The sequence below is a fragment of the Aliirhizobium wenxiniae genome (assembly GCF_014201355.1).
GTDB classification, from domain to species: domain Bacteria; phylum Pseudomonadota; class Alphaproteobacteria; order Rhizobiales; family Rhizobiaceae; genus Neorhizobium; species Neorhizobium wenxiniae.
The window spans coordinates 12191-28821 of the sequence record NZ_JACHEG010000013.1; the positions used below are offsets into that span (position 1 = coordinate 12191).

The window sequence follows — 16631 nt, forward strand, 5'->3', positions numbered from 1 at the left end:
CCCTCAATTCACGGTGTTCTGTCGAGCGGCGTTTTCGAGATAGGCCGCATAAGCCTGTTTCAGCTTGTCACTCGTGCCCACTTCCGGCACGGCGACATCCCACCACTGGCCGGCATCACCGAAACCAGGACCATCGGTCGGATCGGTATCGATGACGATCACGGTCGGGATATCGCGGTTGCGGGCATTGGCGATCTGCGTTTCGAGATCGGCGATATCCTTCGCCTTCACGGCAAATGCGCCCATCGAACCTGCATGCGCGACAAAATCGATCGCCGGCTGCTGCTCGACATTGCAGTCCTTGTAGAGATTGTTGAACGCCTCGCCGCCGGTGCCGCGCTGCAGGCGGTTGATGCAGCCGTAACCACGGTTGTCGGTCAGCACGATGGTGAACGGCACCTTGCGCATGACGGCGGTCGCCAGTTCGGAATTCGCCATCATGTAGGAACCATCGCCGACGAAGCAGATTACCTCCCGCTCTGGCCGCGCCAGTTTCAGGCCCATGGCACCGGCGATTTCATAACCCATGCAGGAATAACCGTATTCCATGTGATAACCGCCCTGACTCGGCTGCCACAGAAGTTTCAACGCGCCCGGCATGGTGCCGGCGGCGCACATGGCAATGGCATTTTCACCCGTTGCCCGCTGCACGGCGCCGATAACCTGCGCATCGCTCGGCAGCCCGTCTTCAAAAGGTGCCGCGCAATGCCGGTCGACCGCCGTGAGCCATTCGCTGCGCAAGGCCGCATCGGGATGGGGCACACGATAGGTGCCGAGCTTTTCGCCGAGTGCGACAATCGCCACTTTGGCATCAGCCACAAGACCGATCGCACCGTGCTTGTCGGCGTCATAAGCCTGCACATTGATCGAAACGAGTTTTCGCCCCTTCGCCTCGAACAGCGACCACGAGCCGGTGGTGAAATCCTGAAAGCGCGTGCCGATGCCGATCACCAGATCCGCCTTGCGGGCAAGCGCATTGGCAGCCGCCGAACCATCGACGCCGGCCGCACCAAAATTCATCGGATGTCTCTGGGCCAGCGCCGATTTTCCGGCCTGCGTTTCGATCACCGGAATGGCGTGGCGCGTGGCGAGATCGGCGAGTTCCTGTTCGGCATCGCTGTAGATCACACCGCCTCCGGCCACGATGACCGGATTTTTGGCCGTTCGGATCAGCGCCACAATGTCATAGAGATCACGGGCGTCCGGCGCCGGTCGGCGGATGCGCCAGACTTTTGGCTCGAAAAAGGCTTCCGGCCAGTCATACGCTTCCGCCTGCACATCCTGGCAGAAGGAGAGCGTCACCGGCCCGCAATTGGCGGGATCTGTCATCACGCGCAGCGCCCGCGGCAGGGCTGTCAGAAGCTGTTCGGGGCGGGTGATGCGATCGAAATAACGGCTGACCGGACGGAAGCAATCGTTGGCCGAGACCGTACCGTCATCGAAATCCTCCACCTGTTGCAGAACGGGATCGGGACGGCGATTGGCGAACACATCACCGGGGATAAGCAAAACCGGAAGGCGATTGACATGCGCGAGCGCCGCCGCCGTCACCATGTTTGTGGCGCCCGGCCCGATGGACGAGGTAACCGCCTGCACACGTCGGCGCTTTTTCGCCTTGGCATAAGCGATGGCCGCATGTGCCATGGTCTGTTCGTTCTGGCCGCGCCATGTCGGCAGGCTGTTGCCGGCCTTCTGCAGGGCCTCGCCGAGACCGGCCACATTACCGTGGCCAAAGATCGCCCAGACGCCATCGACAAAACGCTCGCCGTCCTCGGTCATCTGCGCGGCCAGCCATTTCACCATGGCCTGCGCCGCCGTGAGTTTGATCGTGCTCATGCCGCCTGCTCTCCTGATTTTTCACGCGCCGCGTCCCAGATGTGGCAGAGGCGCTGGTAACGCTTCGCCATCTCCTCGACCGCATCGGCATCCGTCATTTCGCCAGCAAACCATCGCCGCGCCGCTTCCCCAAAAATCGTGCGGCCGACCGCAAAACCCTTGATCAGAGCGAACTGTGCTGCGACCTCAAAACTGGCGGAAAGCTCCGCTTCCGGTGCATCCAGACCGAGCACGACGATGCCGCGCGTAAACCGGTCATGCGCCTCGATGGCGGCAATCGCGTTCTGCCAGCCGGCCGAGGTTTTCATCGGCTCCAGTTTCCACCAGTCGGGATAGATGCCGGCCGCATAAAACTGATGGATCAGCGTCGCGACCGTGTCGTCATCCGTGACGCCAACCTTCGACGGAATGATTTCCAGCAGGAATTCGAGGCGATTGCGCCGTGCAGCCTCGAACAGTCTCTTGACCGTCTGTTCCTGCTCGGCACGCGTCGATGCGTCATCATCCGGATGGCAGAAACACAAAACCTTGACGACATCCTCACGCGCCCATTCCGACAGCGTGCCGCAATCCGTACCCAGTTCCGGCTCCAGCGTCAGCGGCCGCGACCCCGGCCACTCAGCGGGGCGACCGATCCACAGGCCCGAACCGGAAGCGCGATGCAGCGCCGAACGGCCGATGCGGTTGTCGCAGAGAATGCCGTAACCGGGTTTGCCAGCCTGAACATGCAGCGCCGCCTTGAGGCACAGTTCCTTGAAGGCAGCACCCTTCTGCAGCGTGTAGCCCGGCATCTGTTCCAGCTGCACACGGTGATCGAAGGCAAACACCCGCATGGTCGACCAGTCGCCATCCACTCGCCTTTGCCGGGTCGTCGACCAATGTAACTGTTCCAGTTCCGGATCATTGCGCAAATCGGGACGCACAACACCGCGTTTCAGGAAAAACTGCAGCTCTTCGAAACTCGGATAGGTCGGCGTGCAGCCATGGCGACTGACGGCAAAGGCACCGCAGGCATTGGCGAATTTCAGCGATGTCGGCCAGTCCTCACCGGTCATCCAGCCGCGCAGCAGGCCGGAGAAAAAACCGTCGCCGGCACCGAGCACGTTGAAAACTTCAATGGGAAAACCCTGTCCGCTCTGGCCATCATCAAGACTGCCGGGAATGTCGCCTTCGAAAGCCACAGCGCCGAGCGGACCGCGCTTGCACACCAGCGTCGCATCACTCACCTTGCGCACGGCGCTCAGGGCCTCCAGCGTATCGGTGGAGCCACCGGCAATATGAAACTCTTCCTCGGTGCCGACGATCAGATCGAACAGATTGAGCGTCGTCTGCAGTTTTGACGTCACCCTGGCGCTTTCGACAAAGCGGCTTTCGCCATCACCATGGCCGGCCACGCCCCAGAGATTAGGGCGATAATCGATATCGAGCGCGGTGCGCAGGCCGTGTTTGCGCGCCAGTGTCAGCGCCTTGAGGACGGCGGCCTCCGTGCGTGTGTTGCTGAGATGCGTGCCGGTGACGACGACGGCGCGGGCAGAAGCGATAAAATCCTCGTCGATATCGTCTTCGCACAGCGCCATGTCGGCGCAGTTTTCCCGATAAAAAATCAGCGGGAACTGGCTGTCGTCACGAATCCCGAGGATAACGAGTGCCGTCAACCGTTCGGGATCGGTTTTTACGCCCTCGGTCGAGACGCCCTCGCGCTTTAATTGTTCAAGGATGAAGCGGCCCATATGCTCGTTGCCGACACGGCTGATCAGCGCCGTCTTCAGGCCAAGCCGGGCGCTGCCGCAGGCGATATTGGTGGGCGAACCGCCGATATATTTCTCGAACGAGCCCATATCTTCCAGACGCCCGCCGATCTGCGCGCCATAAAGATCGACGCCGGCACGGCCGATGGTGATGACATCGAGTTTTTTCGTCATCTGGTCACCCTTTCGATGCGGATAGTCGAGCCGTTGGAGGCGGCCATGGCGTGGATGATCTTTTCGATCTCCAGCCCCTGCGCGAAATCCGGTCCCACATTCGGCCCGCCGGCAATGGCGGCGAGCAGATCGCGCGCCTCAACCACCTTCTGTTCGTTGAAACCAAAGTTGTGCCCCGGCGCCGGGCAGAAGGCGGCAAAGTCCGGCTGGTCCGGCCCGGTCAGGTGGCGGGTGAAACCGGCCTCGCCGGCACGGTGCAGCCACAGCTCGTTCATGTTCTCCTGGTCGAAAACGATGGTGCCTTCGCTGCCATGCACTTCCCATTGCAGCCGGCATTTGCGGCCACGGGCGACGCGCGATGTGGCGAACGAACCTTGAGCGCCCGAAGCGAAACGCAGCATGGCAAGCGCGCTGTCTTCGTTTTCGACCCGTTTCGGACCCTCCGGCGATGGCCGCGTGGGAATGGCCACCTGGGTCTGCGCCACGACCTCCGTCACCGGTCCCATCAGCGCCAACATATGGCTCACGAGGTGGCAGCCGAGATCGCCAAGCGCACCCAGCCCGCCACCTTCGTGAGTCATCCGCCACGACCACGGGAGGAGCGGATCGGCGGAATAATCCTCATCATAAACACCACGGAAAGCCAGCGGCTGGCCGATCACGCCATCGCGGATCATGTTGCGCGCCGACTGGAAAGCCGGGCTTCTGAGATAATTGTAACCCAGCATGGTGACCTGGCCGGGATAGGCGGCGGCCGTCGCCGCCATCGCCTCGGCGTCCGCAAGCGTCAGCGCCATCGGCTTTTCCAGCCAGACATGTTTTCCAGCCTTCAGCGCCGCCTCGGCCATTGGCCGGTGCATGCCGTTCGGTGCGGTGATCGACACCACATCCACCTTCGGATCGGTAACCGCCTCCTCCCAGCGTGCCGTGGCGCGGGCAAAACCGAACTGATCGGCAAACTTTTTGGCGCTTTCCGGCGTGGCATCCGAGAGGATTTCCAGCCGGTGATGGGCGCCACCAAAAACGGCAGCGACATTGCGCCAGGCCATGGCGTGGCATTTGCCCATGAAGCCGGTGCCGATCAACGCAATGCCAAGCGGACGATCCGGCAGAGTTTTAGTCTGTACCATCAAAAATGCCTCAGATCGTTCCGCCGAGCGAGCCTTCCAGCTCGGCCATTTCCTGTCCGCCCGCCATCATGTCCTGAAGCTGGGCGGCATTGATCTCGCCACGGGTTGCGGTGCCCAGCGTCTGCCCACGGTTCAAAACAGTGAACCGATCACCGACTGCCATGGCGTGGCGAACGTTGTGAGAGATGAAGACGACGCCGATACCTTGCGCCCGCACCCGATTGATGGTGGCGAGAACGTTGGCGGTCTGACGTACACCGAGCGCCGAGGTCGGCTCATCGAGGATCAGCACCTTGGCGCCGAAATAGACGGCGCGGGCAATCGCGACGGTCTGCCGTTCACCACCCGAAAGCGTGCCGACGGCCTGATCGGGACCGCGCAGGTTGATGCCCATCTTGCGCATTTCCGCCATGGTGATCTCGTTGGCAGTATCGAGATCGAAGCGCTTGAAGATACCTCGGCCTTTTGTCGGTTCACGCCCCATGAAGAAGTTGCGCGTCACCGACATCAGCGGGATCATCGCCAGATCCTGAAATACGGTGGCAATACCCGCTTCCATCGCGTCCCGCGGGCTGCCGAAGGAGAGCGGTTTTCCTTCGAAGGTGATCGAGCCTTCGGTCGGCTTGTGCACGCCCGACATGGTCTTGATGAAGGTCGATTTGCCGGCGCCGTTATCGCCAAGCAGGCAATGGCATTCGCCGGCACGTACGTCGAAGGTCACACCGTTGAGCGCAATGACATTGCCATAATGCTTCTTGATGTTTTCCATATGGATGATCGGTGCGGTCATGTTCAGCGCTCCCCGGTCACACGTCGGCGGATGACATTGTTGAAGATGACGGCGAGCAGCAGCATGGCGCCGAGGAAAACCTGGAACCAGTCCTGGTCGAACCTGGTGTAGGTCAGGCCGATCGTGACCATGCCGAAGATGATGGCGCCGAAAAATGCGCCGATCGCCGAGCCGTAACCACCGGTCAGCAGGCACCCGCCGATGACGGCTGCGATGATCGCCTCGAATTCCTTCATGAAACCGCGACGCGCATCGGTCGAACCGGCATCGATGACGGTGATGATCGCAACGAGCGCGGCGGCGATCGCTGTCAGCATAAACAGCGAGATCTTGACCCGGCGCACAGGCACGCCGGAATTTTTGGCGGCCAACGCATCACCGCCGGTCGCAAAGATCCAGTTGCCGATGGGGGTGCGCAGCAGGATGTAGGTGGCGATCGCGGCAAAGGCGATGAACCAGAGGATTTCCACCGGAATGCCCGGCACCTTTGGCACGCCCGATTTGAAACTGTCGACGATGCCGGCTTCCGCCAGCCAACGCATGATGAAACCAAAGGCATCGCCGGAAAAGATCGGCGCCAGAAAATCGCCTTCGACCGCTTCGCGAATGCCGCGCAGCTGGGTCGAGCCACCTGTGAACAGTTTCAGGCCGACGAGCGCTGCACCCCGCAGCACGAACAGGCCGGCCAGCGTAACGATGAAGGACGGCAGGCCGGTACGGAGCACGATCATGCCATTGGTGGCGCCGAGTGCTGCGGCAAGCGCCAGCGTCAGCGGAATGGCGATGACAAGCGGCATGCCGATATTGACGACAAAAACGCCAAACACCATGCCGGCAAAGGCGACCATGGAGCCGATCGACAGATCGAACTCGCCGCCGATCATCAGCAGGGCCGCCGCGATGCCGAGAATGCCGAGCTGGGCAGCCGGCGTCATGAAGTTCATCACGCCCGACAGTGTGAACATCGTGCTGTCGGCGGTGATCATGAAGAAGATTGTGACGAGGACCACGCCCCCGATTGCGCCGAGCTCCGGCCGTTTCATGAGTTTGGCGAGAAGAGGCTCGGATTTGATGCGCTCATCCGCGCGCGCCAGCGTGTCTATCGACATGGTCTGTCTCCTGGAGGCGATGACCGGGCCGCGGCAAAGGCTGCGGCGGCCCGGCGGAGGTGTGCTTAACGGATGCCCTTGGAGGACAGGTCGATGACCTGCGCTGCGGTTTCCTTGGTCACGAGGTTCGGACCGGAAGCGACGTCACCGCCGGGCATCAGACCATATTGGGCGTGCAGCGCCAGGAAGGACACCGGCAGATAACCCTGCAGATACTGCTGCTGATCGATCGAGAACGCGGCCTTGCCGTCGGCGATATCCTTGAGGAAACCGGAGGACATGTCGAAGGTCGAGATCAACACCTCGGTGCGGCCCAGTGCCTGTGCCGCCTTGACGGCCGGTTCGCCGACCAGCGAGGCGTTGAGCGACAGGATGACATTGACGTCCTTGTCGGATTCCAGCGCCGCGCGCACCTTGGATTCAACCTCGGTCGGATCATTGCTGGTCGGCAGCACCTTCACGTCCTTGCCGAAACCTTCGGCGAAACCGGCGCAACGCTGGTCGAGTGACACGTTGCCGACTTCCTGGTTGACGCAGATGGCCTTCTTGCCGCCCATTTCCGCAAGCTTGGCTCCCGCAACCTTGCCGGCATCGAACTCCGACTGACCGACGTGCAATTTGGCGCCGAGCTTGTGGGCGACATCCGAGCCGGAATTCATCGAGATGACCGGAATGCCGGCATCGACGGCGCGCTTGATCGCCGGGCCGAGCGCATCGCCATCCGGGATCGAGACCACAAGACCATCCGGGTCCTGATTGACGGCGGCATCGATCAACTGGCCCATGGCCACCATGTCAAAGGTTTCCGGCGAGCGGAATTCTACGTTAACGCCGGTATCCTTGGCGGCTTTTTCGGCACCGTTCTTGACCACCGACCAGAACGGGTCGTTAGCCTGGCCATGTGCGACGACGATGATATCGGTGGCTAGCACCGGCGTGGCGGCGGCAACGAGCGCAATCGTTGCTGCGGCTGCAAGCAATTTCTTCATGACTTCCTCCCAGTTGAATACCGGAACGCCACTCCCAGGCGCCCCGTCATCCGGTCAGGCGGGACCGGTACCGAAAGTCTGCGGCACACTCCCCTGCTCCGCAGCAATCTCATCCGGCGCCGACATCCGCCGACGCGTTTGTCCGGTCAGGTCAGCGCAACCGGCTGACCGGATTTCACTGATGCAGTTGCGGCTTCAGCCAGCGCCAGTGCCGCAACGCCATCCTTGAGCGTGACCGGAATAGCAGCGCCATCGAGAACGGCGGCGACAAACGCATCCCATTCCGCCGCATAAGCGCGCATATACCGTTCAAGGAAAAAGAACTCCGGCTTGGCGCTGGTGACCCCCTGTTTCGTGGCCTTCGAAACGGTGTTTTCCAGCACGTTGCCCGCCGACAGAAGACCTTCGCTGCCGAGAATTTCAACACGCTGGTCATAACCATAAACAGCACGGCGGCTGTTCTTGATCACCGCGATACGGCCATCCGCGTAGGTCAGCGTCACGACGGCGGTATCGACATCGCCCGCCTTGCCGATCTCGGGATCGACAATCGAGGTGCCGGCGGCATGCACCGTCTTCGGCACATCCCCCATCAGAAAATTCGCCATGTCGAAATCATGGATCATCATGTCGCGGAACAGGCCGCCCGACACTTTGACATAGGTGACCGGCGGCGGCGCCGGATCGAATGACGTAATCGACAGAAGCTCCGGCTTGCCGATTTCACCGGCAGCGATGGATGCCTTGATGGCAGAAAAATTGGGGTCGAAACGACGGTTGAAGCCGATCATAACAGGCACGCCGGTTTTGCTCACCGCATCGAGGCAAGCCTGTGCTCGCGCGAGCGAAAGATCGACCGGTTTCTCACAAAGGATGGCCTTGCCGGCGGCCGCAGCTTTTTCCATCAGGTCGGAATGGGTATCCGTCGAGGTGGCAATCAGCACGGCGTCGATCGAGGCATCATACAGGATCGCCTCGGAGCTGGCGACCTTGGCGCCATAAGCTTCACCCAGTGAACGGGCCGCGCCCTCGTTGACATCCGACACGGCAACCAGCTGGCTGCGGGCGTGACCGGCAATATTGATGGCATGCACGCGACCGATACGGCCCGCGCCGAGCAATCCGATTTTCAGCACTCTTATCCTCCCAAAAGGCAGCTCCCGACCGCCTTGAAATTGAACATTGCAAGTTTTGCTCCCGCGAGCAAGAGCATTTTGCACGCGGGAGCAAAATTAATTTCAGAGGGATCGAAAAAAACGGTATGTATGAGGCGAACCGATCCGTGCCGGATTCGGGAGAGTGCGATGCCGGATGAAAAGAAGCCCGCCTTCGCGGGAAATATTACCGCCGACGACGTGGCAGCTGAAGCAGGTGTCTCCCGCTGGACGGTGAACCGCGCCTTCCGCAAGGATGCGTCGATTTCCTCCAAGAGCCTGGAAAAGGTGCGCATTGCCGCCGAGCGGCTGGGTTATGTGCCGGATTTGCGCGCCGCAAGCCTCGCCTCGGATCGCTCCAATCTGGTGGCATTGCTAATCGACGATTTTGCCAACCCCCACAAACTGGTGATGATGGAGCGGCTGACGCGCATCCTGCGCCGCGAGGGCTGGGATATCCTTCTCGTCAACACGTTGGACCGCGCCGATGCCGGCCACGCGCTGCTCAACGCCAGCCAGAGACGTGTCGATGCCGTCATTCTCATCGGCATTCAGTTCGATGACGAGGTTCTCGATACTGCATTGCATGCCCGCCGGTTTCGCAAACTGATCATCTTTGCCCGCACATCGCGTAATCCGAACACGATCTCGATCGCCGTCGACGACGTCCATGCGATGCGTGAAATCGCTAATTATGTGCACGAGCGCGGTTATCGCCGCCCGATGTTTCTGGCCGGTCCACGAACCTCGTCCGCTCATCTGCTACGCAAGGAAACCTTTGTCGATTACTGGCGCCAGCATTTTGGCAGCGAGCCGGAAACGGTTTCGGTCGCGGCTTACGATCCGGCGCTTGCGGCGGGCATCGTCGAGGATGCGCTAATGGCGAGAACCAAAGCGACGCTGCCGGATATTCTTGTCTGCGAAAACGATGCGCTTGCCATCGGCGCCACCGACGTGATCCGCCACAAGCTGGGCTTGCGCATTCCCGAAGATATCGCCATTACCGGCTTCGACGACGTGCCGCAGGCGGAAGGCGCCAATTACCGTCTGACCACCTACCGGCAGCCGCTGACGGACATGGCGGAATATCTGGTCAAGGTTTTGGGTAGCGAGGAGGATCGCGATTTCGACCGGCTTTTTGCAGGAAAGCTGATGGTGCGTGATAGCGCATGAAACCAGGCGACTAGAATGGAGGCCTCAACCGCCCCGCACCGATCCACGCCAGTTGAGTTCAGCCGACAATTTGCAGGATAATCCGGCATCGTAAAGCGGTTTCGCAAGCCATGAGACGGCCTCTTCAGCTATCCGGTCTACCGGCTGTGCAAATGTTGTGAGCTCATAGGACGACCACGAGGCTTGCTCAATATCGTCGAACCCGACGACACAAAGATCATTCGGGATTTCCAGCCTGAACTGATGGCGTGCCGTGTCCATCACTCCGCAGGCCAAAAGATCATTGGCACAGAAAATCGCATCCGGCCGCACCTCGCGAGTCAGAAGGCGCTGCGCCAGAACCACGCCGCTCTGATAGCGCGTCGACCCGAAACGCTCGACCGCAACCTCGAAACCGGCCGCCTGCGCCGCTGAGACGAATCCCTCCTCGCGTGCCATCAGACTGGGGGTTCCGACGTCGGAATTTGCGAAGGCAAGGCGGCGACACCCCGCACGCTGAAACGCGATAAATGCACGTCGCGCGGCTTCGCGGTCATGCAGATTTATCATCAGCGCTCCTTCGCGCTCCTCGTCGCGATTGATCAACACAAGCCGCTGACCGCTTTTCACGCACAGATCGCTGATAGACTTATCCGGCATGCCCGACAGAATGATAGAGGCATCCGCGCGATAGCTGATCGCCAGCCGCAGAGCATCGTCGACGCTCTTGTCCGAACGATCCGTATTGATCAGCATGGCGATCTTCGAAACATTCTGAAGCTGCCTTGAGATCGCCCGGATGAGGCTAGCCCTGTAAGGCGTGTCCATCTCCGAGACGATGAGACAGACAAGGCCGCTTTCGTTGCGCATCAGTCCGCGGGCGAGATGATTGACGTGGTATCCGAGAGCCTCCGCCGCCTCCATCACGCGGCGGCGCGTTTCCTCCGAAACACTGGCACCGGGTGTGAACGTACGAGATACGGCCGAGCGCGACACGCCGGCCCGATCTGCAACCTCCTTGGCGCTGACGAAGATCTTCTGGTTCACGAACGCTTTCTCCCTCCTTTTTCTGCACTTTTTTGCAAACGAGTGCAACATTCATATGACGCATTCGACATGACCTTCGAGTTTCTGTTTGTGATTTCCAGTTGACAATTAGTACATTCGCATGAAAACATTGCACACGCTTGCAATGGCGTGGATGATGTGGAGGCGTCATCCAAATCTGGGAGGATTATCATGCGTCTTGCTTTGATGGCGTCGGCCGCTCTGGCCGGCCTGATGATGAATGCGTCGGCATCGAATGCCGCCGAAGATCTCAATCTCATATGCTCTGCCGATGTGGTGATCTGCGAAATGATGCAGCAGATGTTCGAGAAGGACACCGGCATCAAGGTCAGCATGGTTCGCCTGTCATCCGGCGAAACCTACGCAAAGATCCGTGCCGAGGCTCGCAACCCGAAAACCGACATCTGGTGGGCCGGCACCGGTGATCCGCATCTGCAGGCTGCCTCGGAAGGGCTGACGCAGGAATACAAGTCGCCGCATCTCGATGAGCTGCAGGACTGGGCAAAGAAACAGGCGGAAAGCTCCGGTTATCGCACCGTCGGCGTTTATGCCGGCGCGCTCGGCTGGGGTTACAACACCGACCTCTTCAAGCAGAAGAACTACAAGGAGCCCAAATGCTGGGCGGATTTGCTCGATCCCGCCCTGAAGGGCGAGATCCAGATGGCCAACCCCAACTCATCCGGCACGGCCTATACGGCGCTGGCATCGCTCGTGCAGATCATGGGCGAGGACAAGGCATTCGACTATCTGAAACAGCTCAACGCAAATGTCTCGCAATACACAAAATCCGGCTCTGCACCGGTGAAGGCCGCAGCCCGCGGAGAAACCGGTCTCGGCATCGTCTTCATGCATGATGCGGTGGCCCAGACGGTTGAAGGTTTTCCGGTCAAGTCGATCGCTCCTTGCGAAGGCACCGGCTACGAGATCGGTTCGATGTCGATCGTCAAGGGCGCCCGCAACCTGGAAAGCGCCAAGAAATGGTATGACTGGGCGCTGACAGCCGAGGTGCAGTCGCACATGAAGGAGGCCAAATCCTTCCAGCTACCGTCGAACACGAAGGCCGAGGTTCCGAAGGAATCGCCGAAGTTCGAGGATATCAAGCTGATCGACTACGACTTCAAGACCTATGGCGACCCGACAGAGCGCAAGAAATTGCTCGAACGTTGGGATAAGGAAATCGGCGTCAACGCCAACTGATCCGGAACCTTGCTGCTGCGCTTCGGCAGGTCGAAGCGCAGCATGATCTGCTTGGTCTTGGAGGGTGAGGTCGCATCGAGCCATGAACAATCGCAATCGCAGACTGGATGTCGTGCTGGCCCTCGGCCTTGCCGCCATGGTGCTCGTTCCGTGGTATCGCATTGAGAAGGGCTTTTATGCCTTCTCCTGGCTCTCCGATTTTCCCGGCGAACCGGAGGTCGCACCCGGTTTCCTGCAAATCTTTCTGCACGGCCGAATCTGGCTGATCGCGGTTCTGTTCGCCTTTGGACTGGCGTTTGCCGCGCGGCTCACCGTCGATCCCATGCTTCGCGGCAAAATGCTCGCCATTGCAGGTGGCTTCGGCGTCACCTTCCTTGCCCTGCAGGGACTGGCGATCGGCATGACGGGCTTTACCTGGACGATCAGCGAAAAGATGTTTGGCCCGCTTGCGGACGGCCAACCCTCGATGGGGGCCGGTGCGGTGCTCTCCGCCATCTGCTTCGTGTTGATGTTTTCCTTAGGCCTTGCCGAACGCGGCGTCATGCGCGGCGATGCCTTTGTCGTTGCGACCATCTCCATGCTGGTCTTCCTCGTTGCCGTCTTCGTTTTTTATCCGATCGGCAGCATGTTCATCGGCGCCTTTCAAGATTTCAATGGCTCGGTCAATTTCGACGGCTTCTCCCGCAACATTGTCGATCCGTCGATATGGAGCTTCGATTGTGTCATCGGCGGTGCCCGCTGCGGTGTTGCCTGGCGCACGCTGTTTCTGGCGATCATGACGGCGGCCGGCTCGACCACACTCGGCCTTGCTTTCGCGCTGGTTGCCACCCGCACCCGCTTTCCCTTCAAGAAGGGGCTGCGGCTGTTGACCATCCTGCCGATCATCACACCGCCCTTTGTCATCGGCCTTGCCCTCACCCTGCTTTTCGGCCGCGCCGGCATTGTCACCGAAGGCCTATCCTCGGTTTTCGGCATAGAGCCGAACCGCTGGCTTTACGGCCTGACCGGCATTTGGATCGCGCAGGTCCTGTCGTTCACGCCGATTTCGTTTCTCGTGCTGATCGGCGTCGTCGAAGGCGTCAGCCCCTCGATGGAGGAAGCCTCCCAGACACTGCGTGCCGATCGCTGGCGCACATTCTGGCGTATCTCGCTGCCCCTGATGAAACCGGGGCTCGCCAACGCATTCCTGATCGGCTTTATCGAAAGCATGGCTGATTTCGGCAATCCGCTTGTGCTCGGCGGTTCTCACGGTGTGCTGTCGACGGAAATCTTCTTTGCCGTCGTCGGCTCGCAGAATGATCCTGCCCGTGCCGCCGTGCTTGCCATGATCCTGCTCGGCTTCACCCTATCCGCCTTCCTCGCCCAGCGCATCTGGCTGTCGGGCAAGAACTTTGCAACAGTCACCGGCAAGGGTGATAGCGGCGCGCATATCGCCCTGCCCCGACCGCTGTCGATCGGCCTGCATATGATCGTCATCCCGTGGATGATCTTTACCCTCGTCGTCTACGGCATGATCCTGTTCGGCGGTTTCGTCAAAACCTGGGGCCTCGATAACAGCCTGACACTTGCCCATTACGCCAAGGCCTTTTCGATCACCTTCCGCGATGGTTCGCTGGTCTGGACCGGCGTTGCCTGGAATTCCTTCTGGACGACGATGGAGATCGCGCTGATCGCCGCTCCGTTGACGGCAGCCGTCGGCCTTGCCACGGCCTATGTCATCGTGCGGCAGAAATTCGCCGGCCGGGAACTGTTCGAATTCGCGCTGATGATGAGCTTTGCCATTCCCGGCACGGTCATCGGCATCAGCTACATCATGGCCTTCAATCTGCCGCCTCTGGAAATGACCGGAACGGCGCTGATCCTGATCGCCTGCTTCGTGTTCCGCAACATGCCGGTCGGCGTGCGTGGCGGCATCGCGGCGATGAGCCAGCTCGACAAGAGCCTCGACGAAGCCTCGATGACGCTGCGCGCCACCAGTTTCCGCACCGCCCGCAAGATCATATTGCCGCTCCTGCGCCCCGCCACTACCGCAGCACTCGTCTATTCCTTCGTGCGCGCCATCACCTCGATCAGCGCCGTCGTGTTCCTCGTCAGCGCCCAGTACAACATGGCGACCTCCTATATCGTCGGCCTGGTCGAAAACGGCGAATACGGTGTCGCCATCGCCTATTCCTCCATGCTGATCGTGGTGATGATCACCGTCATTACCGGTTTCCAGCTGCTGGTCGGTGAGCGACGGCTGCGACGCGAAAACCGCGTCTCCGGCCTCGCCAAACCAATCCTTCCCGTCCTGTCCGAGGAGAAGACCGCATGACCACAAACGCCGGTTCGGTCACGTTCCAGAATGTCCGTAAATCCTTCGGCTCATTTACCGCCATCCATGACCTGTCGCTGACGGTGGAACCCGGCACGTTGGTGACGCTGCTCGGTCCGTCCGGCTGCGGCAAAACGACGACGCTGCGCATGCTGGCCGGGCTGGAACACCCGACCTCCGGCCGTATCCTGATCGGCGGCAAGGATGTGACCATGCTGCCCGCCAACGAGCGCGATGTATCGATGGTATTTCAGTCCTATGCGCTGTTTCCGCATATGAACTCGCTCGACAATGTTGCCTATGGGCTGGAATCCTCCGGCCTGCCGCGCAGGCAAGCCCGGCAGAAGGCGGAGCACGGTCTTGAACTCGTCGGTCTTGCCGGCATGGGCGGGCGGCTGCCGGCCGAACTGTCCGGCGGCCAGCAGCAGCGTGTGGCGGTGGCGCGCGCGCTTGTTCTCGAACCGCAGGTTCTCCTTCTCGATGAGCCGCTTTCCAATCTCGACGCCCGCCTTCGCCGCCGGGTGCGCACGGAAATCCGTGAATTGCAGCAGCGCCTGCAGTTCACCGCCGTTTACGTCACCCACGATCAGGACGAGGCGCTGGCGGTGTCCGACCAGATCATCGTCATGAAGGATGGCGAGATCGCCCAGCAGGGTTCGCCGCGCGAGCTTTACGAAGCCCCCGCCTCGCCCTTCATCGCCGATTTCATCGGTGAGGCCAATGTCGTGCCCTGCGAGGTCATCGATGTAAGCGGCAATGAGGCAACCGTTAGCATCGAGGGCCTGCAGCATATCGTGCCGGCGCGCGGTGCCCGGCCGGGCCGCAACCAGCTTGCCGTTCGGCCGAGCGCCATCACGCTGGAGCCGGCGGAAACGGCCGCCTTTCCCGGCCGCATCAGCCATGCGGCCTATCTCGGCGATCACATCGAATACGAGGCGGAAACCAGCGGCGGCACCCTTTTTATCGTGGACCCGTCGGTCGACCGCCCGCTTGCCCCCGGCACGCGTGTCGCCATCGGCTTGAAAAACCGCGGCATCGCCATCATCGCGCAGTGAGGATAACACCTGATGACATCGGAACAGGACGAGATCGTCAAACGCCAGAAGCTGGCGGAAAATATCGCCGTCGAGGCTGGCAAGCTGGCGCTCGGTTATTATCGCCGGCGCGATACGCTGGTGATCGAGATCAAGGGTGACCCGCAGGACGTGGTTTCGATCGCCGACCGCGAGGTCGAGGAATTGATCCGCGAGCGGACGGCTCAGGCATTTCCCGCCGACGGGTTTCTCGGCGAAGAATACGGCCTGACCGGCGGCAATAGCGGTTACACCTGGGTGGTCGATCCGATCGACGGCACCAGCCCATTCGTGCATGGCATGCCGAACTGGTGCGTGTCGATTGCGGTTCTCTACCAGGGCGAACCGGTAGTCGGCGTCATCCATGTCCCCTGTCATGACGAACTTTATTCAAGCGCACTCGGCGAGGGCGCGACGTTGAATGGCAAGGTTCTCAAGCTCGATGCGACAAAGACCATCCGCAATGCCGTCACCGGTATCGGCGCCAACCATCATGTGACGCCGGAATCTGTCGGAAGGATCGTCGAGGATCTTCTGGCAGGTGGCGGCAATTTCGTGCGGCTGGGGTCGGGTGCGCTGATGCTGGCCTATGTCGCGGCCGGCCGGCTGGTCGGGTATTTCGAGCCCTACATGCACGCCTGGGATTGCCTTGGCGGTTATTGCCTCGTGCGCGAAGCGGGCGGCTGGTTCCTGCCGTTTCCAAGCGAAGGCGACCGCCTGACCAAGGGCGCACCGGTGCTGGCCGCGGGGCCGGGCGCAATCACAGATCTTCAGCGTATCACCGGCATCGACAAGGGAGATGTCGCCGCAGCGTGAGCGCGGCTGCAATGCCGGGACCGGGGAGGGTCTCGGAAACACCGCCGGATCGGCGACAGACCTGTTCATGGAAAGGGAGGA

At 60.8% G+C, this 16631-nt stretch carries 13 protein-coding genes; 5 read left to right on the forward strand and 8 right to left on the reverse strand.

Going from position 1 to position 16631, the window contains the following annotated elements:
* Window positions 1-3: 3 nt before the first annotated feature.
* From iolD to iolG, 7 genes are all read right to left on the reverse strand, one after another.
* The gene (gene iolD / locus HNQ72_RS28280; RefSeq protein ID WP_183997676.1) at window positions 4-1836 is read right to left on the reverse strand and encodes a 3D-(3,5/4)-trihydroxycyclohexane-1,2-dione acylhydrolase (decyclizing); all 1833 of its coding nucleotides are present in this window, start codon (window positions 1834-1836) and stop codon (window positions 4-6) included.
* Window positions 1833-3758 carry a bifunctional 5-dehydro-2-deoxygluconokinase/5-dehydro-2-deoxyphosphogluconate aldolase gene (locus tag HNQ72_RS28285; RefSeq protein WP_183997678.1) on the reverse strand — a complete coding sequence of 642 codons (1926 nt, stop codon included), beginning with the start codon at window positions 3756-3758 and terminating at the stop codon, window positions 1833-1835. The genes iolD and HNQ72_RS28285 overlap by 4 nt, the downstream gene beginning before the upstream one ends.
* Window positions 3755-4888, reverse strand: a complete 1134-nt coding sequence (locus HNQ72_RS28290; protein WP_183997680.1) for a Gfo/Idh/MocA family protein — start codon at window positions 4886-4888, stop codon at window positions 3755-3757. The genes HNQ72_RS28285 and HNQ72_RS28290 overlap by 4 nt, the downstream gene beginning before the upstream one ends.
* 10 nt (window positions 4889-4898) lie before the next feature.
* A complete protein-coding gene (locus HNQ72_RS28295; protein WP_183997682.1) occupies window positions 4899-5678 on the reverse strand; it encodes an ATP-binding cassette domain-containing protein in 780 nt (259 codons plus the stop codon).
* Window positions 5679-5680: 2 nt separating this feature from the next.
* Entirely contained in the window at window positions 5681-6787 is a 1107-nt protein-coding gene (locus tag HNQ72_RS28300; protein WP_183997684.1) for an ABC transporter permease, read from the reverse strand.
* A gap of 65 nt (window positions 6788-6852) precedes the next feature.
* Window positions 6853-7776 (reverse strand): sugar ABC transporter substrate-binding protein, encoded by a 924-nt coding sequence (locus HNQ72_RS28305; RefSeq protein ID WP_183997686.1) that lies wholly within the window; start codon window positions 7774-7776, stop codon window positions 6853-6855.
* Window positions 7777-7922: 146 nt separating this feature from the next.
* Window positions 7923-8912, reverse strand: a complete 990-nt coding sequence (iolG, locus tag HNQ72_RS28310; protein WP_183997688.1) for an inositol 2-dehydrogenase — start codon at window positions 8910-8912, stop codon at window positions 7923-7925.
* A 168-nt stretch (window positions 8913-9080) separates the two neighbouring features.
* Here iolG and HNQ72_RS28315 point away from each other — a divergent pair, with 168 nt between their 5' ends.
* Window positions 9081-10103, forward strand: coding sequence for a LacI family DNA-binding transcriptional regulator (locus tag HNQ72_RS28315; RefSeq protein WP_183997690.1), 1023 nt, complete (start codon window positions 9081-9083; stop codon window positions 10101-10103).
* Window positions 10104-10127: 24 nt separating this feature from the next.
* Here the strand turns inward: HNQ72_RS28315 and HNQ72_RS28320 are convergent, their stop codons facing one another.
* Complete coding sequence (locus tag HNQ72_RS28320) at window positions 10128-11129, reverse strand: LacI family DNA-binding transcriptional regulator (RefSeq protein ID WP_183997692.1); 1002 nt, start codon at window positions 11127-11129, stop codon at window positions 10128-10130.
* A 192-nt stretch (window positions 11130-11321) separates the two neighbouring features.
* On the opposite strand from HNQ72_RS28320, the gene HNQ72_RS28325 reads away from it, so the two are divergent.
* The 4 genes from HNQ72_RS28325 to HNQ72_RS28340 all read left to right on the forward strand — a co-directional run bounded on the left by HNQ72_RS28325 (window position 11322) and on the right by HNQ72_RS28340 (window position 16550).
* A complete protein-coding gene (locus tag HNQ72_RS28325; RefSeq protein WP_183997694.1) occupies window positions 11322-12347 on the forward strand; it encodes an ABC transporter substrate-binding protein in 1026 nt (341 codons plus the stop codon).
* A gap of 82 nt (window positions 12348-12429) precedes the next feature.
* A complete protein-coding gene (locus HNQ72_RS28330; RefSeq protein ID WP_183997696.1) occupies window positions 12430-14661 on the forward strand; it encodes an ABC transporter permease in 2232 nt (743 codons plus the stop codon).
* On the forward strand, window positions 14658-15716 hold the full coding sequence (locus tag HNQ72_RS28335; protein ID WP_183997698.1) for an ABC transporter ATP-binding protein: 1059 nt from the start codon (window positions 14658-14660) through the stop codon (window positions 15714-15716). The genes HNQ72_RS28330 and HNQ72_RS28335 overlap by 4 nt, the downstream gene beginning before the upstream one ends.
* A gap of 12 nt (window positions 15717-15728) precedes the next feature.
* The gene (locus HNQ72_RS28340; RefSeq protein ID WP_183997700.1) at window positions 15729-16550 is read left to right on the forward strand and encodes an inositol monophosphatase family protein; all 822 of its coding nucleotides are present in this window, start codon (window positions 15729-15731) and stop codon (window positions 16548-16550) included.
* The last annotated feature ends 81 nt before the right edge of the window (window positions 16551-16631 follow it).